This is a genomic window from Gammaproteobacteria bacterium (assembly GCA_009838035.1).
In the GTDB taxonomy this organism is placed as follows: Bacteria; Pseudomonadota; Gammaproteobacteria; order Steroidobacterales; family Foliamicaceae; genus Foliamicus.
The window spans coordinates 93,589-117,385 of the sequence record VXSK01000002.1 but is presented as its reverse complement, the minus strand read 5'-3'; the positions used below and the strand labels follow the sequence as shown (position 1 = coordinate 117,385).

Genomic DNA, 23,797 nt, shown 5'->3' with positions numbered 1-23,797 from the left:
CATGAGCGGCGAAATCCGCCTGAAGATCCATGCCAGCCACGGGCAACTGGAGCTGGTGGAGAAAGCCATCGACGAAATGGCCCAGTTGGAACAATGGCCGGAGGAACTGGTCTTCAAGGTCAAGCTGGTAGTGGAGGAACTGGGGCTGAACATCATCGACCACGGCTACGGAAACGATGAATCCCAGGAACTGGAATTCCGCCTGGTAGCCGCGGACGACAGCGTAACGATCGAGTTCATTGACGAAGCCAGCCCCTTCGATCCCCTGACGGAAACGCCGGACCCCGACATCGACGCGGGCATCGAGGAACGGCGTATCGGCGGTTTGGGCGTGTACCTGGTGCGGGAGATGATGGATGAGGTCAAGTACGCCCGGGAGGGCAACCGCAACCGGCTGACATTGGTAACCCGGCTCTAGCGTGGTGTTACGGGGGGGCATGCGCGGGCTGGTTCTGATCGCCGGGCTGGCGGCTTTTACGGGAGTTTCGGCCGAGCCGGGAATCGACGCGGAGCGCATCCTGTTCGGGCAGTCGGCGGCGCTGACCGGGCCGGCCAGCGGGCTGGGCCAGGCGATGCGGGCCGGAATCGAAGCTGCGTTCGACGAGGCCAACCGTAACGGCGGCGTGCATGGCCGGCGGCTGGAGTTGATCTCGCTTGACGACGGTTATGAGCCGGAAGCCGCGATCGAGAACATGCGCGCCCTGATCAATGAGCGCGAGGTGTTCGCGCTCATCGGCGCGGTCGGGACCCCGACGGCGCGGTCGTCGGTACCCGTCGCGGCAGCGGCCGGAGTGCCCTATATCGCACCTTTCACCGGCGCCCCCTTTCTGCGCGATGGGCAATGGCAGAACGTTATCAACCTGCGCGCCTCCTATTACCAGGAAACGGAGGCGATGATGGAATTCCTGACCCGCCGGGGTCTGACGCGCGTGGCGGTCGCCTATCAGGACGATTCGTTCGGCCGTGCGGGATTCCGCGGCGCCCAGCTGGCCATGGAGCGGCGAGGACTCAAGCCGGCCGCCATCGCGGTCTATCCACGCAACACCATCGCGGTCAAGACGACCCTGCTGGACGTGATGGAGGGCGATCCCGAAGCGGTCATCATCGTGGGCGCTCCGGCGCCCGTGGCGGCCTTTCTGAATTGGGGCAGCAAGCTCAAGCTGGACATGGTTTTCATGACGACCTCCTTTGCCGGCGGCAACGCATTGATCCGTAACCTGAGCAGCGAAAGCCTGGGCTCCGCCGGACTGCTCATGACGCAGGTGGTTCCACCCCTGATGGGCGAGGCGCTTCCCGTAGTCCAGGACTATCTTTCGGCGCTGAAGGAGACTTCTCCGGACGCGGAACCCGGATTCGTTTCTCTTGAGGGCTACCTGGCCGGGCGCATGGCCGTCGTGGCGATGGAGCAGTGCGGACCGGAGCCGCGCCGAGACCGGGTGCTGCCGATGCTGCGCGATGCGGGCCGGATCGATCTTGGGGGTTTCTCGCTGGAGTTCGGGGCGGAGGATTACCAGGGATCGGATGCGGTTTACCTGACCGTCGTGAGTCCGGACGGCGAATACCTGCCACTGGATGCGTCCGGGGCGCGGTGATGAATACCGGGGGGGACAACGGCAACGGCGCGCTCAAGTCGCGCATTGCGCAAATTCTTGAGAAGCGGCACAAGATTTCGGTCCGCATGTACATGGGGATCAGCGCGGCGTTGCTGCTTTTCGTGCTCGCGAGCGTCAACAGCTGGTTCGCCTTCAACACGGTCGCCGATGCCCAGCGGGGCGTGGTCGACCGCAGCCTTCCACAGATAACCGGCGCCTTTGCAGTAGCCGAGCAAAGTCGGACGCTGGTGGCCGCGGCCCCGCGGCTTGCGGCGGCCGGCACGCTGGAGGAACTGGAGAACGTGCGAACCTCGGTGGCTTCGAACCGGCAGATTTTCGAATCCCGGATTGACGCGCTTGAGGCGCAGGCCAGCGATGATCCGGTCATTCAGCGCATGCGCGACCGTGCCGGCGCACTTCTGACCAATATAGAGCAATTGGACCGATCGGTGGAGGAGCGATTTCTGATCGCCGATCAGGCCGGCAGGCTGCAGCAGGAAATTCCGGTGCTGCACGAACGTCTGCAACGGCTGTTGGGACCCGCCATCGACGATCAGTATTTCTTCACCGTGACCGGCTATCGGGACTTGGATTCCGAACCGGTCCCCCGGGAGCAGCACATCTCCGAGGGCGAACTGGCCCGTTATAGGCGCCTGGCGGATCTCAAGGTGAACGTGGACAACGCGGTGCAATTGCTGGATCGGGCTTTCATAGTCGGCGATCCGCAATTGCTCGAACCGCTGCTTGAGAGTTTTGAATCGGCATCCGAGGCCATTACCAGAAACCTGGCGGCGCTGCGCGATCCGCCTGAGCCGGCGGAGTTGATGTCCGCTACCGAGCGCCTGCATGAACTGGGTAGCGGCCGCGAAGCGGCCTTTGCGCTGCGACGCCGCGAACTCGACCTGGCCGCCCAGGAAAGACGTCTGTTGGCGGACAACCGCACCCTGGAAATCGAACTCGGCGCCGAAGCCGAAAGCATGGTGAGCGGCGCGCGCGACAGCGCCCGCGAATCGACCGACATCGCCAACGAGGCCATCGACACCGGCCAGGTCCTGTTGCTGAGTGTGACCGGAGTGGCGATTGTCGCCGCCCTGCTCATGGGCTCGATCTTTATCGGCAGCCTGTTGCGCCGGCTTGAGGGGCTCTCGAGCCGCATGCGCCGCATGGCCGCCGGCGACCTCAAGACCAGGGTGGATGTGAGCGGACGGGACGAGGTGGCGGACATGGCCGCGGCGCTGGAGGTGTTCCGCGAAGCCTCGCTCAAGGCGCAGAGACTGGACCTGGTGGAGCGCATGGCGCAGGAATTGCGGGACAAGAACGAGGAGCTGGAGCAGGTCCTCGAGGACCTGAAGCGGGCCCAGGACCAGATTGTCATGCGCGAGAAGCTGGCGGAACTCGGAGAATTGACGGCGGGCGTGGCGCACGAGATTCAGAACCCGCTGAATTTCGTCAAGAACTTCTCCGAAGTGTCGTCGGAGCTGGTAGTGGAGCTAAAGGAAGTCTTTGACGAAGGCGACGGGAGCCTGAGCGAGGACGACAGGGGCCTGGTCGATGAAATCTGCGGCGATCTCGGTTCCAACCTGGAGCGGATCACCCATCATGGCCTGCGCGCCAACCGGATCGTGCGCGACATGCTCAAGATGGGGCGCGGTTCCGGCGATTCGCAGCCAACCGATATCAATGCCCTGCTGGAAGAGCACGCGAGGCTTGCCTACCACAGCGCCCGCGCCTCCGACACCGACTTCAACCTCACGATCGAGGAAGAATACAGTCCCGAAATGAGGGAACTGAACGTGGTGCCGCAGGACCTGGGGCGTGTCTTCCTGAACATGGTGACCAACGCCTGCCACGCCACGCACGATCGCCGGGTCCGGGAAAACGCCGCGGGCGGCAACGGCGCCTACGAGCCGCTTTTAAAGCTGTCGACACGCCGGACTTCGGACGGTGTCGAGGTTGCGATTCAGGACAACGGCGGCGGCATTCCGGACGACATAATCGGGAAGATTTTCAATCCGTTCTTCACGACCAAGCCGACCGACCAGGGCACCGGCCTGGGACTGGCGCTGTCGAACGACATCGTGCGCCAGCACGGGGGCGAAATCGCGGTCGATACCGAACCGGGGGAATCGACCCGGATGGTAGTGCGGCTCCCGCTCTCGCTGGAGGTTGAAGACTCCTGACTAGGGGCCGCGCGGGTCTAGCCCAGTTTTGCCAGTGCGTCGTCCTTGCTGTCGTGGATCTCGATGATCTTGTCGAAGCCGCTCATCTTGAACACTTCGCCGATGGAGCCCGACAGTGAGCACAACATGAACTTGGCCTTGCGTTGCCAGAGCGCCTTGGCGATCATGAGAACGGCCCGCAAACCCGCACTGCTTATGTAGTTCAGACCGCTCATATCGACCAGCACCGCCGTGTCGTCGCCGCTGATGGCGCCGGTCAGGGTCTGGTGAAAATCCTGGGCGTTAAAGCCGTCTATGCGCCCGGAGGGCGCGGCGATCAGCGTTCCGTTGTTGCGCTCAATTGGGATATCCATTCTTGCTCCTAAAGCAGGCCAATCAATCACTATCGGGCATCAGTACGAATTCGGGATAGGCCTCTATGCCCAGTTCGGCAACATCCTGGCCCAGTTCCTCTACCGTCTCGGACACCCGAGCTCCCATGGCTTTCGCAATCAGCGTCCAAGTGACCCACGAAGTGCCGAAAACGAACACTCCGATGGCCACGACGCCGAGCAATTGTACTCCGAAGCTGTAGCCTCCGGCAATGCAGACCGCGAGCGTGCCCCATATGCCGGCGAACAGGTGGGCGGGAACGGCCCCGACCACGTCGTCGATACGCAAGCGCTCCAACAGCATTATTCCGGCGGTACAGATCACGCCCCCCACGGCGCCGATCAGGATGGCCAGCCCGTGCGGCAGAATGTCAGGGCCGGCGGTAATCGACACCAGGCCGGCGATGGCGCCGTTCAGTACCGCCAGCAGGTCCACCCGCTTGAGGAGCGGGCGCGATACGATCAGCGCGGCCAGCACCCCCCCGGCTGCGGCCAGGTTCGTATTGACCAGCACGATGCTCATCGCCACGGCGTTTTCCACGCCGCCCAGCGCCAGTTGCGAGCCGCCGTTGAATCCGAACCAGCCCAGCCAGAGTATGAAGACGCCCAGCGTGACTGCGGGCACGTTGGAAGGCGGAGTCGGCTTTACGCCCCCGGCGGCGCGGAACTTGCCGAGACGCGGGCCCACGACGATGGCGCCAGCCAGCGCGGCCCAGCCTCCCGTCGAGTGCACGATGGTCGAGCCGGCGAAATCGCTGAAGCCCATCTGACTCAGCCAGCCGCCGCCCCAGGTCCAGGCTCCCACCACGGGGTAGATGATTGCGGTCAGCACCGCGGTGAAAACGAAGAAGGACCAGAGTTTCACGCGTTCCGCCAGTGTGCCGGAAACGATCGATGCGGTAGTCGCGACGAAGACCATCTGGAAGAACCAGTCCGACATGACGGAATACTGGTTTGCGGCCGCCGCTTCCGCCGCCGCCGCAATTTCCGCCGCGGGGGCCTCCGCGCCCACCGCCTCGAGCAGCGCAAGTTCTTCGGCGGACGGCCCGTAGCCCAGACTTAGCGTTCCGATGACGCTGCCCACGTCCAGGTACATCAGGTTGTAGCCGACCAGGTAGAAGGTCAGCCCGGCAATGGAATAGAGTCCGATGTTCTTGAGGCAAATGACCGATGCGTTCTTGGTCCGCACCGAGCCGGCTTCCAGCATCGTGAAGCCGGCGCACATCCACATGATCAGCGCTCCCCAGACGAGAAACGCAAAGGTATTCAGGACAAAGTCAGTGTTCATGAATCAGAACTCCGCCGAAAGGCTGAGGACCACCCGCGCGTCGCAGGAACCGGCACAGTCGGGCGCGTCCGTATCGTGATACCTGAGATCGAGGGCAAGCCGGAAGAACGAATAGCTCAGACCGAGGTTCCAGTCCAGGTAGTCTTCGCCGAAATCTTCCGTCACCTGCGAGAAGCCCACGTTCGCATCCACGCTCAGGGCGTCGGTCAGCCCGGTCGAAAGACCGCCGGTCACATACCAGCCGGTGCCGGTTTCGCCGAAATTGTCCGGCGTGTAATGCACGGCCCCGGACAGCGAAACCGCATCCAGGTCGAATCCCAGGCCGGCATATGCCTCGACGAAGTCGTAGCCGGAACTGCTGTCGGCGCCCGGGTACGCGTAATACAGCAAACCGACGTCATAACTCACGTCGTTCGCTTCCCAGCCATATCCGGCGTAAATGTCCACTTCGATGGAGGCGTCATCGCCCGGACCGAAGTCGATATTGGACGCCCAGGTGCCCACGTACCAGCCGCTGGAATCCGCCCAGTCCAGACCGCCCTGCACGGCGGGATCCTCGCCTGTTTGCGTATAGCCGCGGAAAACGTAGTCCGTCGTTACGGCCAGGTTTGCCGATATCGAGGACTCCTCCTGCGCGCCGGCCGTGCCCGAGGAACCAAGCCATGCAATCAGCACGGCTGCCGAAAGAATTCGTTTACTTAGCGCCATGTCTTCCTTCCCCCCTTAGCGCTTCAGCGTGAATGATAGTGCAAACTCAAATGAGTTCCCCCGCGCGCATACTAACCCCCGATGTAATACATTTCCACTTTTCTGTCCGTCCCCGCTCCGGCGCGGCCCGAACTGCGCAATTCACTGTAGCGGTCCGCGCGTCTCGACCAGCGGCCCCTCATGAGGTCCAGCAGCGCATCGTCCGATGCGCCGTCGCGCATCGGCCCGCGCAGATCCAGCCCCTCGGAGGCAAACAGGCAGGTAAAGAGACGACCGTCTGAGGACAGGCGGGCGCGGTTGCAGGAGCCGCAGAACGGCTGGGAGACGGAAGTAATGAATCCAAGCTCCCCCTGCCCGTCCACGAATTCGTAGCGCCGGGCCACTTCGCCGTGGTAGTTGGCCCCCAGTGGCCGCAGGGGCCAGCGCCGATGAATCGTTTCCACGATCTCCGCGGCCGGCACGGTCTGCGTTTCGCTCCAGTTGTTGATCGTGCCGACGTCCATGTACTCGATGAACCGGAGGATCATTCCGGTCCCCCGGAAGTAGTCGACCAGCTCGGGCACATGGCCGTCGTTGACGCCGCGCTGGATTACGGCGTTGATCTTTATCGGGTTCAATCCGGCCGCGCGCGCCTCGGAGATTCCGTCCAGCACGGCCTCGAGGCGTCCCCGGCCCCCGCTCATACGCCGGAACAGTTCTTCGTCCACGGCATCCAGGCTGACCGTCACGCGGTCCAGTCCGGCGGCAGTGAGCGCCGCCGCCTGCTGCGCGAGCAGCACGCCGTTGGTGGTGAGCGCGATGTCCTCGACGCCTTCGAGCCGGGAAAGATCGCCGATCAGGTCGGCGAGGCCCGCGCGCAACAGCGGCTCCCCGCCGGTGACACGCAGCTTGCAGGCGCCTATGCGGGCGAACAGCCGGGTCAGCCGCACGATTTCGGAGAACGACAGGCGTTCGCGGCTGGAAAGAAAGCGGAAATTACGATCGTAGATGTCTTCCGGCATGCAATAGGGGCAGCGGAAATTGCACCGGTCCATTACCGAAATACGCAGGTCCCGCAAAGGGCGCCCCAGCGTGTCGCGCACGCCCGAACGCAACTCAACGATGCCCGTATCGCTCGCCGAAGTATTCCGCATCCGCTAATCTTAAGACATGCGCGTAGTTGCCATTTCCAGGCCAGGGGGCCCCGAAGTCCTGAGTGTCGAACGGCGGCCTCGGCCCGTACCCGGCCCGGGGGAGGTATTGATCCGGGTGGCTGCCGCCGGCGTAAACCGGCCCGATTGCATGCAGCGCCAGGGCGTTTATCCGCCACCCGCGGGCGCGCCGGAATGGCCGGGGCTGGAAGTGGCGGGTCATGTCGACGCGGTTGGCGATGGGGTGGAAAGCCCGGCCGTGGGCGAGCCCGTCTGCGCGCTGGTTGCGGGCGGAGGGTACGCCGAATATTGCGTGGCGGCTGCGGCGCTCTGCCTTCCGGTCCCGAATGGCGTGTCCATGGAGGAGGCCGCGGCCATCCCGGAAACCTGGTTCACCGTCTGGACCAACCTCGTGGACGGCGGCCGGTTGCGGGTGGGCGACACGGTCCTCGTGCACGGGGGCGCCAGCGGAATCGGGACCGCGGCCATCGGGATCGGCAATGCCCTCGGCGCGCGTGTCTTTGTAACGGCCGGCAGTGACGAGAAAGTGCGCTTCTGCCGGGACCTGGGCGCCTGGGGCGGCGCGTGCTATCGGACCGAAGACTGGCCCGCGGCACTTAAGACCGCGACCGGCGGCAAAGGCGTGGATATCGTTCTGTGCATGGTGGGCGCGCCCTATCTTCGCGACAATCTCCGCAGCCTCAGGCCCGGCGGCCGGCTGGTGCTCATTGCGGCGCTGGGCGGGCCGAAGACGGAACTCGATATCCGGCGGGTGATGATGTCGCGCTTGTGGATTACCGGCTCTACGCTGCGGCCGCGGTCGAACGAAGAGAAGGCGGAAATCGCCGCCGCGGTGCGGCAGCACCTTTGGCCGTTGTTGGAATCCGGCAAACTTCGCCCCGTCGTGCAACGCTCATTTCCGCTGGAGCAGGCCGAAGCCGCACACACCCTGATGGAAGCCAACCTCACCCGCGGCAAACTCGTCCTCACCATCCCCTAGCTTTCCCGCGTGGAGTGCCTGTGCCACTACCTGCAGGGAGCGTCTGAGGCAGGGATGCCGAAGCCGAGCCCACAGGGATGTGCTTGCCGGCGTATCCCGGCAGGTAGTGGCACAGGCACTCCACGCTACGCTCGGGGGTGGTGGCGGCGGTGGAGGTCGCGCAGGCGCTTACGTGCGACCTGCGTGTAGATTTGCGTCGTTGACAGGCTGCTGTGACCGAGCAGCAGTTGAACGACCCTCAGGTCGGCGCCATGATCCAGCAAATGCGTGGCGAACGCGTGCCGCAAGGTGTGCGGCGTCAGGCCTTCCGTGATGCCCGCGGCGGCGCCGTGCTTGCGCAAGCGCTGCCAGAACGCCTGTCGGGTCATGGCCGAGCCCCTGCGAGTGGGAAACAGCGCGTCGCTCACCCGCTCTCCGAGGATGTCGCGACGGGCGCCATCCAGAAATTTCCGCACCCAATCGGCCGCCTCGTCTCCGAGCGGGACCAGTCTCTCTTTCGACCCCTTGCCCTCGACCCGAAGGACCCCGTTGGCCAGGTTCAATTGGGCCACGGTCAGGTTGATCAGCTCGCTGACCCGCAGCCCGGTAGCGTACAGCACCTCCAGCATGCACCGGTCGCGCACTCCCAGCGGGTCCGACAACGAGGGCGCGGCCAGCAGGTCCTCCACTTCGTCTTCCGTCAGGGAGTGCGGCAGCGGGCGTCCAACGCGCGGAGTCGCGATCCGCGCCGAAGGATCACGATCGATCAGGCCCTCCCGCACCAGGTAGCCGTAGAAGCGCCGGGCGGTGGACAGTTGCCGCGACAGCGTGCGGGCATTGACGCCTTCCGCGGTCCGTTCTCCGATGAAGGCCAGCAAGTCCGGTTTGCCGGCTTCCGTCAATTCCTTGCCGCGCCTGCCCAGCCACCGTTCCAGCAGCCGTAGATCGGAACCGTAGGCGGCCAGCGTGTTGCGGGCAAGCCCTTGCTCCGACCACATCGCGTCAAGAAAGCGATCAAGAAGTTCGGGGCTGGCCATAAAATTCCAATTATGACGCGGCTGCGGAAAATCCCCTACACGCTTTGGGGTTGGACCGTGTTCTGCACGATTGCGCTGACCACTTCGCTGGTGATCCTGGTGCTTCCGGGAGTGGAACGATGCAGCAGGTTGGCCCGCAAGGCCTCGCGGATCATATTCCGACTTGGCGGCGCATGGCCTCGGGTGCACGGGCTTGAGAACCTGCCGGCGGAGCCCTGCGTGGTTGCCGCCAACCATGAGAGCTTCGCCGACGGTATCCTGCTCTGCGCCCTGCTGCCTTCCGGCTTCCGACTGGTCATCAAGCGGGAGATGCGCACGGTTCTGCTGGCCGGACGAATGCTGAGCCGTATCGGCGCCGTGTTTGTGGAACGCGAGCAGGGCAAGGAGCGTATCGCCGATGTGCGGACCGTGCTCAAGGCCGCCCGCTCCGGACAATCGCTGGCGATTTTCCCGGAGGGAACCTTTCTTCCGGAACCCGGGCTGCTGCCCTTCCGGCCCGGAGCCTTTGCCGCCGCCGCCGCCGGTGAATTGCCGGTCGTTCCCGTGGCCATTCGCGGCTGCCGCCGCTTGTTGCCGTCGGGCTCCTGGCTGTTCACGCCTTCGACAATCGAGGTGCGCTTTCTGGAGCCGATCAGGGTCACGGGAGGCGGGCGCCGATCCCACCAGGCCGAACAGCTCGCGCAGGAATGCAGGAGGGCCATGCAGGCCGCGCTGGCGCAGGATCGACGCTAGGAAGTATCTCCGGTCCGATCCCTGACGTAGCCGATCCAGGCGTTGGCGTTGCGGCGAATGTTGTCGGACCCGTCAGTTTTTGCGCTTTCGAAAGCCTCTATGGCCTCCTCGAAGCGCCGCAATTCCGCCAGGGCAACGCCCATCAGTATCCATACCTCGCCGGGGTTCTCCAGTCCGCCTTTTTCCAGCGCACGGCGGCAGGAGTCCACCACGCCGTCCCAGTCGCCCGTCTCGTTCAGAAGCATGGCCTTGCGATGGTAGAACTCGCCGTCGTCCGCGAGTTCGGCGAGTTTGTCGATGGCGCCCACGGCACGGGCCATTTCGCGCGCCATGGTCCATGAATTCAGCAGCAGGCGGAGGTTCTCGAAATTCTCTTCGACATGGCCCCGCTCCATCGCCAGGTGCAGGATCTCACCCGCGCGGGCCGGGTTCTCCAGAAAGAGGTTGAGCCGCGTAAGGCTCAGAATGTCCGATTCGGCTTGCAGCATGCCGCGATGCCAGGGAATGGTCAGTGCGGAGAGTGCGCCTTCGTCGTTGTCAACCTCCATGTAAAGACCGGACAGCACCTGGTAGAAGCGCAGCTTGTCCGGCCAGATTCCGATGTTCTCCTTCAACAGCTCGATGGCTTCGGGAACCTGACTTAATTCAACATGGATGGCCAATTGCAGGTTTCGCCAACTCTCGTTGGGCTCTTCGGCCAGCTCATTGGCGCGAATCACGTAGGGCAATGCTTCCCGCATCATTTCCTGCTGGGCGAAATTGGCGCCCATCAGTATGTAGGCCTCGGATCGGGGTTCCGCTTCGTAACGGAACCAGCGCAGCATGGTGTTGTTGGAATCCTCGAAGCGTTCCTCGCCCGAATAGTAGCCCGCGACCGAGTACACGATGCCCTGTTGCACCAGGGTCGGCAGGGCGTCCAGCTCCAGGCACTGCTCGAACGCTACAAAGGCCTCGTCTTCCCTTTCCAGTTGCGAGTAAACGAAGCCATAGGTCTGATAAAGCTGGGCCGCCTCGTAGTCACTGATCCGATCGGGCCGGATTCGGTCCATCAGGTCCAGCGCTTCGGTAAGATTGTCCTCGTCCAGCAGTTCATGCGTGCGGGAAAGCCGACGGTAGAAGCTCTCGCTCATGGATGCGGGCGGCTCCTCGCGTTCTTCCGCCACGCGATCCGGCCGCAGCGGGTGCCACTGCGGCAGATTGCCGGGATCGATCTGCGCCGGCGCCTGCGGCGCCAGCATCAGCAAGGCCGACAACAGAGCGAGGCGTTTACCCATTCAGTCGTCTAGCTGGAAAACGATGCTCGTCGTGGCCCACCGTTCCACGGCGACGCCATCCACTATTCGCGGCTTGAATTTCCATCGCCGCACGGCCCGCAGCGCGTTGCGCACGAAAAGGCGGCCCGGAGCGGCTTCCAGCACCTTGACGTCCAGCACGCTGCCGTCGGGGCCGATCAGCACTTCGCACCTGACGTAGCCCTCGGTTCCGTCCATAAGGGCCTCGCGGGGCCACTGCGGGTCGATGCGCACGATCGGTACCGCATCTCCCTCGGCCGCCGGGTCGCCCGGGCTCCAACTGCCGATGAAGGGACCGCCCCCGGCAGCTCCGGAAACGTCGATCTTTGGAAGATCGAGGCGCATTGGATTCTTTTGCGGTTTTTCCTCGTTGGACACCTTCAGTTTGGGCGGCGGCGGTGGATCCTTGGGTGGAGGCGGCTTCTTGGGCCTGACCCGTTTCTTGGTCTGGATGACCTCGTCCTCCTGCACGCGTATCAGGTCCACGATCTGTCCGGCCGTGGCCGCGCCCTGCTGTCCGCGGCCGCCCGTTATCAGGGTGTTCATGAAAAGAAATAGCACCAGCGCAATGAATATGCCGCCGGCTATCGAGCCGACCATACGCCATCTTGTTTGGTTCATCATTACCCCACTCCTTCCGCGGCCAATGCAACGCTGGTCACGCCGGCAGCCCGGACCTGGTCCATCAGGTCGATCACTACGCCTGTGGACGCGGATTCATCTGCCACGATGATAACGCTGCTTTCAGGGTTTTCCGCCCGAGCCGCTTCAACCAACTGGCGGACTCCCGCCAATTCCACGCGATTCTTGTTCATCCAGATATGATCTTCGTGCGAAACCGCGATCATGATGTTGCCCCGTTCCTTGGTGGCCGCCGTGATCGCATAGGGACGGATTGGATCAATGCCCGGCTCCTTCACGAACGACGTGGTCACGATGAAGAAGATCAGCATGATGAACACGATGTCCAGCATGGGCGTGATGTTGATCTCGCCCTCTTCTTCCGGTTTTCGTCTTCGTATCTGCGGCATTGCGCCTTGCTCCTAATTTGCTGCGGCAGCGAGGGAAACCTTTTCGGCGCCCGCCACCCGGGCCTGGTCCACCACCGTCACGATGAAGCGGGAATCCGCGTTCCGGTCCGCGATCACGACCACCGTCGCGTCCGGCTTTCCGGCCAGCCCCGAGACGATGTTGGCCCGTATCGCGCCCTCATGCACAAGCCGGTCTTCAACGAACACCTGTCCGTTGGAATCTATCCGCACCGGGATCACCTCGGAACGCTTCTTCTCCTGGACCGGCGCGTTCGAGGGCCGGTCCAGGTCCACGCCCAGTTCCTTTACGAAGGAAGTAGTGACGATGAAGAAGATCAGCATGATGAACACGATGTCGAGCATCGGCGTGATGTTGATCTCGGCCTCTTCCTGCGACCGCTTGCGGTGCTTGCGTTGAATCATGCGGTTGCCTCGCCGGATTCCTCAAATTTCATTTCCAGCACGTCCTCCAGCTCCTCCATCTTCAGCTTGGCCCGCTGCCTCAGCCAGGCCGACAGGTACAACCCGGACAGCGCGGCCACCAGTCCCGACATCGTGGGGATCGTGGCCTGCGAAACGCCGCCGGCCATCAGACGCGCATTGCCGGTGCCGAACACCGTCATGATCTCGAATACCTGGACCATGCCCCAAACCGTGCCCAACAGGCCCAGCAGCGGAAGTATCTGCATCAGCGTCTGTATCAGCCCCAGGTTGCGCCGGGCGCTCAGGCCCACCTCCGAGAGAATCAGGCGCCGAAGGTTCGCTGCAAACCAGGAGCCGTCCCGGCGTCCGCTTTCCCACAACTGCCGCGCGCCGCGCATTTCGCCGGGGAGTACGCCGAAGAAGTACCAGAGCCGCTCCACGATCAGCGTCCACATCAGCATGGTGACCACCAGGATGCCGTAAAGCACCGGGCCGCCCAGCTCGAAAAAGCCGCGGATGGAAACCCAGGCTTCGAACAGGAAAGTCATCTACCGGTCTCCTGCCTGGCCCTCCTCAAGCCTCCGCCGTGGCGGCATCGCCTTCGGCCCTGCGTGCGATCAGACCGGCGCTCTGCTCCTCCAGGATTTCCACCAGCGCTTGGCTGGAGCTGGAAACCACGCTGTGCAGCAGCACCAGCGGGATGGCCACGATCAGGCCCAGAACGGTCGTGATCAGTGCCTGCGAAATGCCTCCGGCCATCAGTTTCGGATCGCCGGTTCCGAACAGCGTCAACTGCTGGAAGGTGATGATCATGCCGACCACCGTGCCCAGCAGGCCCAGCAGCGGGGCGACCGCGGCAAACACCTTGAGTATCCCCTGGTAGCGTTCGAGTATCGGCGCTTCCCGCATGATCGCTTCATCGAGCTTGAGCGCCAGGGCGTCCAGGTTGCCGGTCTGGTGCTCCTCGTAGACGGCCAGGATCCGGCCCAGGGCGTTGTTCTTGCTTGCGCTGGAACTCTTGAGCTGCGCGCGGATCCGTCGGCCGGCGCCCTGCAGCACGACCAGCCGCCAAAGCGCGATCAGCAGGCCGATGGCCCCCATGCCGATAATCGTGTAGCCCACGTAGCCGCCCTGCTGCAGGCGCTCGCCGAGATCTGGAGCCTGAATCAGCATTCCCAGCAATTGCCCGCGGGTCGGATCGACGGCCATTTCCACGGTGCCCGACGTGGCTTCGACCAGGTCCTCGGCCATATTGAGATAGCGCCCGGCAGGCTGGCGGGGCAGTATCTGCAGCGCGCCGGTACCGGCATCGTGGGTCAGAAACTTGCCGTCGTGGACCAGGTTGAAGGCGCCGACGCGGATCACGTTGCCTGCGCCGGTCTGGCCGGAAGGGTCGGTAATTTCCGCGTCAAAGCGAACGACCTGGCCGGACTGCGCCATTTCCTCCAGCAGCATCAGCTGCAGGCCGCGCAGGTCCTCCAGGCTGGGCAGCTCCTCTGCCTCGGCCATTTCGCGGACCAGATCCAGGCGGTCCGGATACTGCGCCGAAACCAGCGACGTCAGAACCTGGCCGTAGGTTTCACCGGCCACGTCGCGCACGACGCCGAACAGTTCACCAAAATTTCCGATCCGGATCTGCAGCCGTTCCTCCAGGTCCGCAAGTTCGGACTCGTTCTGCTCGTAGCGCCGGTTCAGCGTGTTGCTGCGGCGCTCCTCCGCGGCCAGCTCGCGCGAAACCTCCTCCAGCATGCGCTGACGCTCGTCGCGGGTCTGGCGGAAGCGTTCCACCCGCTCGCGGTTGAGGCGGGAACCCTCCCGGGCCTCCAGGCGGACCAGTTCGAGAAGTTCAAGTACGGAGTCGGCCTGTTCCAGAGGGACGGCCGGCTGCGGCTCTTCCTGGGCTGCGACGGGAGCGGCCAGGATGACCGCCAATCCCGATAATGCAAGCAAGCGGTTCATGACCCACCTCCTTCGGGCGCGGCGATCGGAAGGGTCAGTATGTCAGGCGGCGCCAGCCGGCGCGCCATGCGTATCCCGGTCGTTATCGGGCTGCGATAACTGTCATCCAGCGAACGCCACTCCTGCGTGCGCGTGTCCCAATAGCCGGTTTCCTCGCGGTCGGGCGTCTGATACGCCAAAAGCACACGGCCGACTCGAAGAAATTCCACCTGGCGGTTGACGCCTCCGATTTCCAGCTCGCCGGGGTAGGACTCCATGTTGCGCCCCATTCCCGCCTCCATCTGGTAGGCGCCCATCACGCGCCGGTATTTTTCGGCGATGCTGACGTCGGAGCGGTCCATCACGTCGCGCATTTGCGTCAGCATACTTCTGCGCACCTCCGGCAGGAACGGAACGTCCAGCGAAATGAACCGGTCCAGGTCCTCGATCATGTCCATGAGCAGCGGAACGATGCCCTGTTCCAGATCGCCGAATTCATTGATCTGCCTGTTGAGAGAGGTCTTCTCACGCTCCTGGTCGTCTATGGTGCGCTGCAGGTTGTCGTTGTAGCGGCGAATGCGGTCCAACTCCTGCAGCCGCACGCGGTACTCGCTGACCGCCTCCTGTGTCTCGTCGGCCAGGGCGTCCACCTCGGCCTGCGCCTGCCGGTCGTCGGCCGTCGCGCTCTGCTGCAACGCCAGCATCTCGTTGACGCGCTGGTCCCCGGCAGCGGTGCCGGCGACCAGGCAAAGGCCGCATGCAACGACTGCGAGCCGGGGCGCGTAACCTGTCCTGAAAGCGGAATAACTCATTTTGTTGTCCCCTACCTACCCTTTTTCGGACAGCCAAAATAACATATCCGCTTCGGTTTTACGCACAATATTGCCGACTGATCGATTATGAGCACAGAAAAAGCCGTCATCGCCGCCGCGCGGCGGACTCCCATCGGCGCCATGCTGGGTGCGCTGTCCCGTATTTCCGCTACGGATCTGGGGGCGACCGCCATCCGTTCCTGCCTGGGCGACAGCGGCCTGCCGCCAGGCGAAATCGATGAAGTGCTGATGGGCTGCGTGCTTCCCGCCGGGCTCGGTCAGGCGCCGGCGCGCCAGGCTGCCCTCGGAGCTGGCCTGGCCAGCGCCACCCCCTGCGCGACGATCAGCAAGGTGTGCGGGTCCGGACTGTTCTCGGTGATGCTGGCGCACGACCGGATTCTGGCCGATCCCGGCATGGCCATCGTGGCCGGTGGCATGGAATCCATGTCCAACGCTCCGTACCTGGTCGAGAAGGCGCGGGACGGCCTGAGGATGGGCCACAAGGAACTGCGCGATCACATGTTCCTTGACGGTTTGCAGAACCCGTATGACGGACAGATGATGGGCTTTTTCGCCGAGGAGACCGCCCGCCGCTACCAGTTCAGCCGCCGGGAGCAGGACGAGTTCGCGGTGGAGTCGGTGACGCGCGCGCTGGCCTCTCGCGAGGCCTTCGAAGCCGAAATCATTGAAGTGAATTACATGTATCGCGGCAAAACGCTATCGGTAAGCGAGGACGAGGAGCCGGGTCGGTGCGATCCGGGAAAGATACCCGCCATGCGGCCGGCCTTTGCACGGGACGGCACGGTCACGGCAGCTTCCAGTTCCTCGATCTCGGACGGTGCCGCGGCGCTGGTCATGCTGAGCGGAAGCCGTGCGGACGAATTGGGCGTCGAGCCCCTGGCGAGGGTGGCCGGTCACGCCACACACGCGCACGAGCCGGAGTGGTTTACGACCGCGCCCGGCCCGGCGATCGAGAAGGTCCTGGCACGAGCGGGATGGGCCGTCGGAGACGTGGACCTGTTCGAGATCAACGAGGCCTTCGCCTGCGTCACGATGGCCGCAATGCGCGACCTGGGCCTGCCGCACGAGAAGGTGAACGTGCGCGGCGGCGCCTGCGCGCTGGGCCACCCGATCGGCGCCAGCGGCGCTCGCATCCTGGTAACGCTGATTCACGCCCTGCGCGACCGCGGCGGAGGCCGCGGCGTCGCCGCCCTGTGCATCGGCGGCGGCGAAGCGGTCGCCGTCGCCGTCGAAGTCCCCTGAAGCCGGCCTACATTCCGGCGTAGTTGGGGCCTCCGCCCCCTTCCGGCGCAACCCAGTTGATGTTCTGCGCCGGGTCCTTGATGTCGCAGGTCTTGCAATGAATGCAGTTCGGCGCGTTGATGACGAAACGCGGCGTGTCGCCTTCCCAGGCCACTTCGTAAACGGCCGCCGGACAGTAGCGTTGCGCGGGCTCAGCGAAGCCCGGCAGGTTGTCCCGTATCGGCAGGTCCTCGTCCTCCAGGACCAGGTGGCAGGGTTGGTCCTCTTCGTGATTTGTGGCCGAGAGGTAGACCGAAGAAAGCCGATCGAAGCTGATTTTGCCGTCCGGTTTCGGATAATCGATTCGGCGCGCCTTCGATGCCGGCAGCAGATCCTCGTGGTCCGGCGTGCGGTTATGCAGCGTGAACGGCAGCCGCCCCCGGAAGACGTTGAGTTCCAGCCAGGTGAACGCCGACCCGGCGAGCAGACCGAAGCGGTGCTGGGCCGGACCGAAATTTCGCGCCCGGAACAGTTCCTCGTGCACCCAGGAGCCGCTGATCCGGTCCTGGTAGTCGTCCAGTACCGCCGGCGGTGAATCGCCGGAAAGCGCGTCGAATACGGCTTCGGCGGCGAGCATGCCGGTCTTCATCGCCGTATGGCTGCCCTTGATCTTCGCTCCGTTCAGGAAGCCGGCATCGCATCCGGCCAGGAGTCCCCCGGGGAAGGAGAGCTTGGGAAGCGACTGCAGTCCGCCCTTGTTGACCGCGCGCGCTCCCCAGGAAATCCTCTCGCCGTCCTTGATGACCTCGCGAATGCGCGGGTGGTGCTTCCAGCGCTGAAACTCCTCGTACGGATCGAGGTACGGATTGCGGTAGTTGAGCGCCACGATGAAGCCGAGATAGACAAGGCCGTCATGCGCGTGATAAAGGAAACCGCCGCCTTCGGTCGTCTGTCCGAGCGGCCAGCCCAGGGTATGCACGACGGCGCCCGGGCGGCGCCGGCCCTCGGGCGCCCGCCAGACTTCCTTGATGCCGATGCCGTAATGCTGCGGATCGCTGTCCCTGCGCAGATCAAAGCGCTGCATCAATTCCTTGCCGAGATGTCCCCGGCAGCCTTCCGCGAAGATCGTGTACGGAGCGCGCAGCTCAATCCCGGGGTCGTAGCCGGGTTTTTCACTCCCGTCACGCGCACGGCCCATCTCCCCCGTGGTCACGCCCGCGACCCGCCCGTTCTCGTACACGACGCCGGACGCCGGATACCCGGGAAACACGTTGACACCCAGGTTCTCCGCCTGCGTTCCCATCCACTGGCACAGCGCACCCAGGCTGACGATGCAATTGCCGTGATTGCGCATGGGATGCGGAATGAACACTCCCGGCAGGCGCACGGATCGGCCGGGAGACAGCAGGAAATGAAAATCGTCGGTTTCGACCAGCGTTGCAGGCGGCGCGCCCTGATCGCGCCAGCCGGGCAACAGCTCATCCAGTGCCCGAGTTTCAAGCACCGCACCGGAGACAATGTGCGCGCCGATTTCCGCGCCCTTCTCCAGCAGGCAGATGTTCAGCTCGCGCCCCGTTTCCCGAGCCATCTGGGCCAGCCGGATCGAAGCCGCCAGGCCGCAGGGCCCTGCCCCGACGACGATGACGTCGAACTCCATACTTTCCCGCGCGTTCATTGCGCGGGCAGTTTACACGGCGCCACGCCGCGCGGTACGAATGAAGGCGGGATTTCGGCCCGCGTGCTATTATCCGGCGCGGTCATCTGCTCGAACTGGAGGGGACCCTATGGCCCGCACACTCCGCTTGCGCCTGCTCGGCGTCGCAATTCCCGCCATTGCCCTGTGCATTCCTTTGGGAGCCGCAGCACAGGAACTTGAGGAAATCATCGTTACCGCCCGTAAGCGCGACGAGTCGCTGTTGGAGGCGCCGCTGTCGATCACCGTTTTCTCGGCCGAGGATCTCAGCCGGGCGGGCCTGGAGACCCTGGGAGACATTGCCCTGCAAACCACCGGGCTGTCCTTCCAGGACAACATCGCCAGCAATCGGCCCGGGCGGCAGAACACGGTGATTCGCTTTCGCGGAATGTCACCGCCCAGGGGATCGCCCCACCAGCAGCTTGCCGGCCTGTTCGTGGACGGCGTGTTCGTCACGGGCGGCTCGCAGTCCATTCCGATGCTGGACGTGGAGCGGGTGGAAGTCATCAAGGGCCCGCAGTCCGCGTTTTTCGGGCGCAACACGTTTTCGGGCGCCATCAACTACGTGACCCGCAATCCGAGCCTGACGGAATTTGAAGGCAAGGTGCGGGCTACCGCGGGGCAATACAGCCAGTACAACATCGCCGCCAGTTACGGCGGGCCGATCATCCAGGACAGGCTGGCCTTCCAGGTCGGTTTCAGCGACTACAACAAGGGCTCGATGTACACGGCCAATGACGGCGGCGAGCTGGGCAAGGAGTCCTCCGATTCCATGAGCCTTACGCTCCTTGCCGCGCCGAGCGACAATTTCACCGCACGCGTTCGCCTCTTCTATCACGAGGACGACGATGGACCGCCCGCGGTTGCCTACCTGCCCGGTTCCGACTGGGACACCTGCACCGGCACGACCATCCGGCGTCCGGACAATGACGGCAACATCACGACGCTTAATCCTACGCAGTACATATGCGGCCGCGTTCCCTTACCCGGGGAGCCGGGTGCGCCCGATATTTCCGTAAACACCACGCTGTTCCCTCAAATCTTCACGCGGATAACGCACCCGACGCGCTGTCCGGAGGATTGCTCGAACTGGCTGGTGCAAAACCTCGTCAACAACACGACGCTGGACGGCGTGCCCTCCCGCACCACGATGGGCATGAGCCGGGAGGTTTTCCGCTCCAGCCTTGAACTGGACTACGGGTTCGCCAATGGCATGGACCTGTCGTTCAAGGCCTCCTACAACGACCATGGCGTGAACTGGATTCGCGACTTCGACATGACCGACTTCGAGTCCTTCTGGACTTCCGACCCGCAGAGGAATGAAGACAAGGGCGCCGAGTTGCGCCTGACCTCCTCACCGGACAGCCGGATCAGCTGGATGGTGGGAGCGAGCTACACCGAACAGGAAATCGCGCTGTCCGGCGTCGGCGGAGACGTGGTGGTGGCATGCTTCCTGCCCGAAGCCATCGGTTGCTTTGGGCCTCTGTTCGTGTCGCTACCCCCCACCCAGGGCGAAACCGCCAAGACGCGCGGCATTTTTGCGGCCACGACCATTCCGCTGGGAGACCAGTTTGCGGTTGACGTAGAGGCCCGCTACATGGCGGACCAGCGAACGACCGGCGGTCTCGCCGAGGACTACAACGAAATCGTGCCGCGGGTCATTCTTCGCTGGCACCCCAATGACAACGTCAATGTTTATGCCAGTTATTCGCGCGGAGTGCTTCCCGGCGTTCTGAACACCAACCTGATCAATGCCTCGCGCGATCCGTTCGTAGAGCCCTACGTGGATCGCGAAACCGGAATGCCCAGCACGGAATCGGAGTACGACCAGATCCGGCGCAAGGCCCCGGAAGCGGGAGAGTCCACCCCGACCCAGGAACTGGACGCCATCGAAATCGGTATCAAGGCGTCCCTGATGGACGGACGCGGCCAGGTCAGCGCGGCAGCCTACTACTACGAATGGGTAGCGCAGTTGTTTACCAACTTTGTGGTCTATTACCAGGATGACGAAAACCCCGCCAATCGTGACGGCGTAGCCGGTCCCCAGCAGCAGCCACGTACGCTGGAATTCAACTTCCCGGGGGACTCGAACCTCTGGGGAATTGAAGTGGAGAGTTCCTGGGCGCTGACCGAAAACTGGATGATCGGCGCCAATGCCGCGTGGCAGGACAACGAGTACACCACCTTCGCCGCTACCTTCGTGCAGGACATCACCGGCAGCCGCAATCTGGCCGGCAATCAGTCGGGGCGCTATCCGGAACTGATGGGCAACGCCAGCCTGACCTACATGGACACGCTGACTGCCGACTGGGACTTCTTCGCCCGCGGAGACTTCATGTACTACGGCAAGAGCTGGGCGGGCAACGGCGGCAACCTGGCCAGGCTGGACGGCTATTGGCTGACCAATATCCGGGCCGGAGTCGAGCGGGACAACCTGCGCGTGGAATTCTTCATCAACAATGTTCTGGAGCAGGACACCTGGGTCGCTGCAGTAAGAAATACAAATTTCACGCAATTCACGGGTTTCCGGTTCAACATTCACGGCGTCATGGTGGCGCCGCAGGACCTGCGGTCCGCCGGTATACAGGTGGACTGGAGCTTCTGATGCCCGTTACCGGGAGGGCGTGTTTGCCCTCCCGGTAATGATTGCGCCGTGAGCGCACGCCTCTGGACCCCGCCGCCGGAAAGGGCGCGCGCCAGCGCGATGGCGCGGTTCATGCGCGAAGCGGGGTTCTCGGACTACGCTGCCCTGCATCGCTGGTCGATTGACGATCCCGAGGCGTTCTGGGCAAGGCTCTGGCGATTTTGCGCGATTCGCGGCAGCCGGGATTTCGAGAAAGTCCTCCGCGAGGGAGAGCGGCTTCAGGACGCCGAATGGTTTTCGGGCGCCCGACTGAATTTCGCCGAGAACCTTCTGTGGCAGGAAGACAGCCGGCCCGCGCTGATCTACCGTGACGAAACCGGCCGGCGGCGGGAAATGAACTACGGGCGGCTGCGCGAAGAGGTGGGACGCATCGCCGCGGGTCTGCGCAGCCTGGGAGTGCAGCGCGGCCACAGCGTTGCGGCCTGGATGCCGCACGTTCCGGAGACCATCGTATTCATGCTGGCCGCCGCAAGCATCGGGGCCGCATTCAGCTCCTGTTCGCAGGAGTTCGGCGTGCCCGCGGTGCTTGAGCGGTTCGGGCGCCTGGCGCCCAGGGTGCTGCTCGCTGCGGACGGCTATTACTGGCGCGGGCGGCCCGTCGATCGCATGACGGAACTTCAGGAAATACGCAAGGGACTGCCGGGACTGCGGACGACGGTGATGGCGCCCAATCTCGGCGGCGTCGGGGATCTTCCCCGGGATGCCGGGATCGTTCCTTACGAGGATCTCGGCAGCCCGGAAGCCCCTTCCTACGAACAGCTCCCCTTCGACCACCCCCTTTACGTGGTGTTTTCCTCCGGCACGACCGGAGCGCCCAAGTGCATCGTGCATCGTGCCGGCGGTGCGCTGCTTCAGCATGTGAAGGAGCATCGCCTGCACGCCGACGTCGGCCCCAATGATCGAATGTTCTACCTGACCAACAGCGGCTGGATGATGTGGAACTGGCTGGTCAGCGGACTGGCGTCGGGATGCACACTGCTTCTGTACGAGGGTTCGCCCCTTCACCCGTCGCCGGACGCACTCTGGAAGATTGCCGCGGAGGAGAAGGTGACCGTGTTCGGCGCCAGCGCCGCCTACCTGAAGGCCATGGAAAACGCGGCAGTGAGGCCGGGAGCCGTTTCGGATCTGTCCCGCTTGCGGACGCTTCTTTCGACCGGTTCGCCGCTCGCGCCCGGTAGTTTCGATTACGTTTACCGTGAAGTGAAAAGCGACCTCATGCTGGCATCCATTGCCGGCGGTACGGATCTGCTCGGCTGCTTTATCTCCGGCAACCCCATGCTCAGCGTTTACCGGGGGGAAATGCAGTGCCGGGCGCTGGGAATGGCCGTAGACGTCTTCGATGCCGATGGCCGGCCGGTTCGCGAACGGACCGGCGAACTGGTCTGCACGCGCCCGTTCCCTTCCATGCCGCTGGGTTTCCTCGACGATCCCGGCGGCAGGAAGTATCACCAGGCCTATTTCGCGAGGTTTCCCGGCGTGTGGGCCCATGGCGATTACGCAGAGATTACCGGCACCGGCGGCATGGTGATACACGGGCGGTCCGACGCGGTGCTGAATCCGCGCGGGATCCGGATCGGCACTGCGGAAATCTATCGGGTGGTTGAGGCGCTGGACGAAGTCGCGGAGGCGCTGGCCGTCGGCCAGGAATACGACGGCGATGTTCGCATCGTCCTGTTCCTGCGGCTGGCCGATGAAGCCGTCGATCGGGCATTGCTGAAGAAGCGGGTGCGGGAAGCGTTGCGCCTCGACGCCAGCCCCCGTCACGTGCCCTCAAAAATCATCATTGCCCCCGATCTTCCGCGTACCATCAGTGGGAAAATCAGCGAACTGGCGGTACGGGAAGTCATACACGGCCGGAAGGTCGCAAACCGCAAGGCCCTGGCGAACCCCGAATCCCTGGAGTTTTTCGCTGGACTGGAGAAGGAACTGGCATGAAGAAGGCGCGCATCGAAGTGGACGGGCAAGCGCTGAACGTTAGCGTGGCCGGGGACGGGAGCTTCCGCCAGGCCGGCGGGGAACCGTTTGAGCCCCGGGCCTGGCGCTGGCTTCCGCCGGCGCACACGATCATCTACGGCCTGGCGCTGAATTTCGCCGACCATGCGCGCGAACTGAAATTCGCGGAATTGCCCAAGGAACCCATACCGTTCATCAAGAATCCGTCCTCGGTCGTGGGCCACCTGGCGGAGGTCGTCCGGCCGGCGGGGGTCGGGTACATGCACTACGAAGGCGAGCTGGGCGTCGTGATCGGCCGCGCGGCCAGGCGCGTGAGCCGTCAGGAAGCGATGGACTACGTGTCCGGCTACACGATCTGCAATGATTTCACGGTGCGCGATTTTGTCGGCAATTTCTATCGGCCGCCCATCAAGGCCAAGGGCTTCGATACCTTCGGTCCGGTCGGTCCCTGGATCGTGGATGCGGCCGACATCGCCAATCCGCACGAGATGTCCATTCAGACACGGGTCAACGGGGAGTTGCGCCAGGACGGCAACACGCGCGACCTGATTTTCGACGTTCCGACGCTGATCGAGTGGTTTTCCGAATTCATGACCCTGGCGCCCGGTTCGATCATCTCCACTGGCACCCCGCACGGACTGTCCGACGTCGGGCCGGGCGACACGGTCGAAGTTCGCATTGAGGGCATTGGCAGCCTCGTAAATCCCATCGTCGGTGAGTAGCCTCCGCTCCCTTTGGCTCATGCGCCGTCC

The 23,797-nt window shown here is 63.9% G+C and carries 22 protein-coding genes; 9 read left to right on the top strand and 13 right to left on the bottom strand.

What is annotated here, in order from left to right:
* The first annotated feature begins 1 nt into the window (after nucleotide 1).
* From F4Y72_00595 to F4Y72_00585, 3 genes are read left to right on the top strand one after another with little or no spacing between them, the layout of a single operon-like run.
* Nucleotides 2-418, top strand: a complete 417-nt coding sequence (locus F4Y72_00595) for an ATP-binding protein (GenBank protein ID MXZ26785.1) — start codon at nucleotides 2-4, stop codon at nucleotides 416-418.
* Nucleotides 419-437: 19 nt separating this feature from the next.
* A complete protein-coding gene (locus F4Y72_00590) occupies nucleotides 438-1,592 on the top strand; it encodes an ABC transporter substrate-binding protein (GenBank protein ID MXZ26784.1) in 1,155 nt (384 codons plus the stop codon).
* A complete protein-coding gene (locus tag F4Y72_00585; protein MXZ26783.1) occupies nucleotides 1,592-3,772 on the top strand; it encodes a HAMP domain-containing protein in 2,181 nt (726 codons plus the stop codon). The genes F4Y72_00590 and F4Y72_00585 overlap by 1 nt, the downstream gene beginning before the upstream one ends.
* 17 nt (nucleotides 3,773-3,789) lie before the next feature.
* Here F4Y72_00585 and F4Y72_00580 read toward each other — a convergent pair whose 3' ends face one another.
* From F4Y72_00580 to moaA, 4 genes are all read right to left on the bottom strand, one after another.
* Nucleotides 3,790-4,125 carry an STAS domain-containing protein gene (locus tag F4Y72_00580; GenBank protein ID MXZ26782.1) on the bottom strand — a complete coding sequence of 112 codons (336 nt, stop codon included), beginning with the start codon at nucleotides 4,123-4,125 and terminating at the stop codon, nucleotides 3,790-3,792.
* A gap of 22 nt (nucleotides 4,126-4,147) precedes the next feature.
* Nucleotides 4,148-5,431, bottom strand: coding sequence for an ammonium transporter (locus F4Y72_00575; GenBank protein ID MXZ26781.1), 1,284 nt, complete (start codon nucleotides 5,429-5,431; stop codon nucleotides 4,148-4,150).
* A gap of 3 nt (nucleotides 5,432-5,434) precedes the next feature.
* Complete coding sequence (locus tag F4Y72_00570) at nucleotides 5,435-6,139, bottom strand: hypothetical protein (protein ID MXZ26780.1); 705 nt, start codon at nucleotides 6,137-6,139, stop codon at nucleotides 5,435-5,437.
* A gap of 71 nt (nucleotides 6,140-6,210) precedes the next feature.
* Nucleotides 6,211-7,272, bottom strand: coding sequence for a GTP 3',8-cyclase MoaA (gene moaA / locus F4Y72_00565; GenBank protein ID MXZ26779.1), 1,062 nt, complete (start codon nucleotides 7,270-7,272; stop codon nucleotides 6,211-6,213).
* 16 nt (nucleotides 7,273-7,288) lie between these two features.
* Between moaA and F4Y72_00560 the strand changes: the two genes are divergently transcribed.
* The gene (locus F4Y72_00560) at nucleotides 7,289-8,269 is read left to right on the top strand and encodes an NAD(P)H-quinone oxidoreductase (protein MXZ26778.1); all 981 of its coding nucleotides are present in this window, start codon (nucleotides 7,289-7,291) and stop codon (nucleotides 8,267-8,269) included.
* Between the two features lie 125 nt (nucleotides 8,270-8,394).
* On the opposite strand, the gene xerD is transcribed toward F4Y72_00560, so the two are convergent.
* The gene (xerD, locus tag F4Y72_00555) at nucleotides 8,395-9,285 is read right to left on the bottom strand and encodes a site-specific tyrosine recombinase XerD (GenBank protein MXZ26777.1); all 891 of its coding nucleotides are present in this window, start codon (nucleotides 9,283-9,285) and stop codon (nucleotides 8,395-8,397) included.
* A gap of 12 nt (nucleotides 9,286-9,297) precedes the next feature.
* On the opposite strand from xerD, the gene F4Y72_00550 reads away from it, so the two are divergent.
* Nucleotides 9,298-10,017, top strand: coding sequence for a 1-acyl-sn-glycerol-3-phosphate acyltransferase (locus F4Y72_00550; protein MXZ26776.1), 720 nt, complete (start codon nucleotides 9,298-9,300; stop codon nucleotides 10,015-10,017).
* Here the strand turns inward: F4Y72_00550 and F4Y72_00545 are convergent.
* From F4Y72_00545 to F4Y72_00515, 7 genes are read right to left on the bottom strand one after another with little or no spacing between them, the layout of a single operon-like run.
* Complete coding sequence (locus F4Y72_00545) at nucleotides 10,014-11,291, bottom strand: hypothetical protein (GenBank protein MXZ26775.1); 1,278 nt, start codon at nucleotides 11,289-11,291, stop codon at nucleotides 10,014-10,016. The two genes, F4Y72_00550 and F4Y72_00545, sit on opposite strands and share 4 nt — an antisense overlap.
* Nucleotides 11,292-11,933 (bottom strand): energy transducer TonB, encoded by a 642-nt coding sequence (locus F4Y72_00540; GenBank protein ID MXZ26774.1) that lies wholly within the window; start codon nucleotides 11,931-11,933, stop codon nucleotides 11,292-11,294. It lies immediately after the preceding gene.
* Nucleotides 11,933-12,340 (bottom strand): biopolymer transporter ExbD, encoded by a 408-nt coding sequence (locus F4Y72_00535; GenBank protein ID MXZ26773.1) that lies wholly within the window; start codon nucleotides 12,338-12,340, stop codon nucleotides 11,933-11,935. The genes F4Y72_00540 and F4Y72_00535 overlap by 1 nt, the downstream gene beginning before the upstream one ends.
* Nucleotides 12,341-12,352: 12 nt before the next feature.
* Nucleotides 12,353-12,763 (bottom strand): biopolymer transporter ExbD, encoded by a 411-nt coding sequence (locus tag F4Y72_00530; protein ID MXZ26772.1) that lies wholly within the window; start codon nucleotides 12,761-12,763, stop codon nucleotides 12,353-12,355.
* On the bottom strand, nucleotides 12,760-13,311 hold the full coding sequence (locus tag F4Y72_00525; GenBank protein ID MXZ26771.1) for a MotA/TolQ/ExbB proton channel family protein: 552 nt from the start codon (nucleotides 13,309-13,311) through the stop codon (nucleotides 12,760-12,762). Before F4Y72_00525 ends, F4Y72_00530 begins: the two co-directional genes overlap by 4 nt.
* A 25-nt stretch (nucleotides 13,312-13,336) precedes the next feature.
* On the bottom strand, nucleotides 13,337-14,722 hold the full coding sequence (locus F4Y72_00520) for a MotA/TolQ/ExbB proton channel family protein (protein MXZ26770.1): 1,386 nt from the start codon (nucleotides 14,720-14,722) through the stop codon (nucleotides 13,337-13,339).
* Nucleotides 14,719-15,513 (bottom strand): DUF3450 domain-containing protein, encoded by a 795-nt coding sequence (locus F4Y72_00515; GenBank protein MXZ26769.1) that lies wholly within the window; start codon nucleotides 15,511-15,513, stop codon nucleotides 14,719-14,721. The genes F4Y72_00520 and F4Y72_00515 overlap by 4 nt, the downstream gene beginning before the upstream one ends.
* A gap of 87 nt (nucleotides 15,514-15,600) precedes the next feature.
* Here F4Y72_00515 and F4Y72_00510 point away from each other — a divergent pair, with 87 nt between their 5' ends.
* Nucleotides 15,601-16,776: an acetyl-CoA C-acyltransferase gene (locus F4Y72_00510; GenBank protein ID MXZ26768.1), complete on the top strand. Its 1,176-nt coding sequence runs from the start codon at nucleotides 15,601-15,603 to the stop codon at nucleotides 16,774-16,776.
* Between the two features lie 7 nt (nucleotides 16,777-16,783).
* Here the strand turns inward: F4Y72_00510 and F4Y72_00505 are convergent, their stop codons facing one another.
* Nucleotides 16,784-18,412: an electron transfer flavoprotein-ubiquinone oxidoreductase gene (locus F4Y72_00505; protein MXZ26767.1), complete on the bottom strand. Its 1,629-nt coding sequence runs from the start codon at nucleotides 18,410-18,412 to the stop codon at nucleotides 16,784-16,786.
* On the opposite strand from F4Y72_00505, the gene F4Y72_00500 reads away from it, so the two are divergent.
* Genes F4Y72_00500 through F4Y72_00490 form a run of 3 tightly spaced genes read left to right on the top strand, consistent with a single transcriptional unit; the run spans nucleotide 18,312 to nucleotide 23,767 of the window.
* A complete protein-coding gene (locus tag F4Y72_00500) occupies nucleotides 18,312-21,053 on the top strand; it encodes a TonB-dependent receptor plug domain-containing protein (GenBank protein MXZ26766.1) in 2,742 nt (913 codons plus the stop codon). The genes F4Y72_00505 and F4Y72_00500 overlap by 101 nt on opposite strands.
* A 48-nt stretch (nucleotides 21,054-21,101) precedes the next feature.
* Nucleotides 21,102-23,027, top strand: a complete 1,926-nt coding sequence (locus F4Y72_00495; protein ID MXZ26765.1) for an acetoacetate--CoA ligase — start codon at nucleotides 21,102-21,104, stop codon at nucleotides 23,025-23,027.
* Nucleotides 23,024-23,767, top strand: coding sequence for a 2-hydroxyhepta-2,4-diene-1,7-dioate isomerase (locus F4Y72_00490; protein MXZ26764.1), 744 nt, complete (start codon nucleotides 23,024-23,026; stop codon nucleotides 23,765-23,767). Before F4Y72_00495 ends, F4Y72_00490 begins: the two co-directional genes overlap by 4 nt.
* Nucleotides 23,768-23,797: the final 30 nt, after the last annotated feature.

Coding starts and splice junctions, on each gene's coding strand:
- F4Y72_00595 (MXZ26785.1), top strand. CDS start 2: ATGAGCGGCGAAATCCGCCTGAAGATCCATGCCAGCCACGGGCAACTG.
- F4Y72_00590 (MXZ26784.1), top strand. CDS start 438: ATGCGCGGGCTGGTTCTGATCGCCGGGCTGGCGGCTTTTACGGGAGTT.
- F4Y72_00585 (MXZ26783.1), top strand. CDS start 1,592: ATGAATACCGGGGGGGACAACGGCAACGGCGCGCTCAAGTCGCGCATT.
- F4Y72_00580 (MXZ26782.1), bottom strand. CDS start 4,125: ATGGATATCCCAATTGAGCGCAACAACGGAACGCTGATCGCCGCGCCC.
- F4Y72_00575 (MXZ26781.1), bottom strand. CDS start 5,431: ATGAACACTGACTTTGTCCTGAATACCTTTGCGTTTCTCGTCTGGGGA.
- F4Y72_00570 (MXZ26780.1), bottom strand. CDS start 6,139: ATGGCGCTAAGTAAACGAATTCTTTCGGCAGCCGTGCTGATTGCATGG.
- moaA (MXZ26779.1), bottom strand. CDS start 7,272: ATGCGGAATACTTCGGCGAGCGATACGGGCATCGTTGAGTTGCGTTCG.
- F4Y72_00560 (MXZ26778.1), top strand. CDS start 7,289: ATGCGCGTAGTTGCCATTTCCAGGCCAGGGGGCCCCGAAGTCCTGAGT.
- xerD (MXZ26777.1), bottom strand. CDS start 9,285: ATGGCCAGCCCCGAACTTCTTGATCGCTTTCTTGACGCGATGTGGTCG.
- F4Y72_00550 (MXZ26776.1), top strand. CDS start 9,298: ATGACGCGGCTGCGGAAAATCCCCTACACGCTTTGGGGTTGGACCGTG.
- F4Y72_00545 (MXZ26775.1), bottom strand. CDS start 11,291: ATGGGTAAACGCCTCGCTCTGTTGTCGGCCTTGCTGATGCTGGCGCCG.
- F4Y72_00540 (MXZ26774.1), bottom strand. CDS start 11,933: ATGATGAACCAAACAAGATGGCGTATGGTCGGCTCGATAGCCGGCGGC.
- F4Y72_00535 (MXZ26773.1), bottom strand. CDS start 12,340: ATGCCGCAGATACGAAGACGAAAACCGGAAGAAGAGGGCGAGATCAAC.
- F4Y72_00530 (MXZ26772.1), bottom strand. CDS start 12,763: ATGATTCAACGCAAGCACCGCAAGCGGTCGCAGGAAGAGGCCGAGATC.
- F4Y72_00525 (MXZ26771.1), bottom strand. CDS start 13,311: ATGACTTTCCTGTTCGAAGCCTGGGTTTCCATCCGCGGCTTTTTCGAG.
- F4Y72_00520 (MXZ26770.1), bottom strand. CDS start 14,722: ATGAACCGCTTGCTTGCATTATCGGGATTGGCGGTCATCCTGGCCGCT.
- F4Y72_00515 (MXZ26769.1), bottom strand. CDS start 15,513: ATGAGTTATTCCGCTTTCAGGACAGGTTACGCGCCCCGGCTCGCAGTC.
- F4Y72_00510 (MXZ26768.1), top strand. CDS start 15,601: ATGAGCACAGAAAAAGCCGTCATCGCCGCCGCGCGGCGGACTCCCATC.
- F4Y72_00500 (MXZ26766.1), top strand. CDS start 18,312: ATGTTCAGCTCGCGCCCCGTTTCCCGAGCCATCTGGGCCAGCCGGATC.
- F4Y72_00505 (MXZ26767.1), bottom strand. CDS start 18,412: ATGGAGTTCGACGTCATCGTCGTCGGGGCAGGGCCCTGCGGCCTGGCG.
- F4Y72_00490 (MXZ26764.1), top strand. CDS start 23,024: ATGAAGAAGGCGCGCATCGAAGTGGACGGGCAAGCGCTGAACGTTAGC.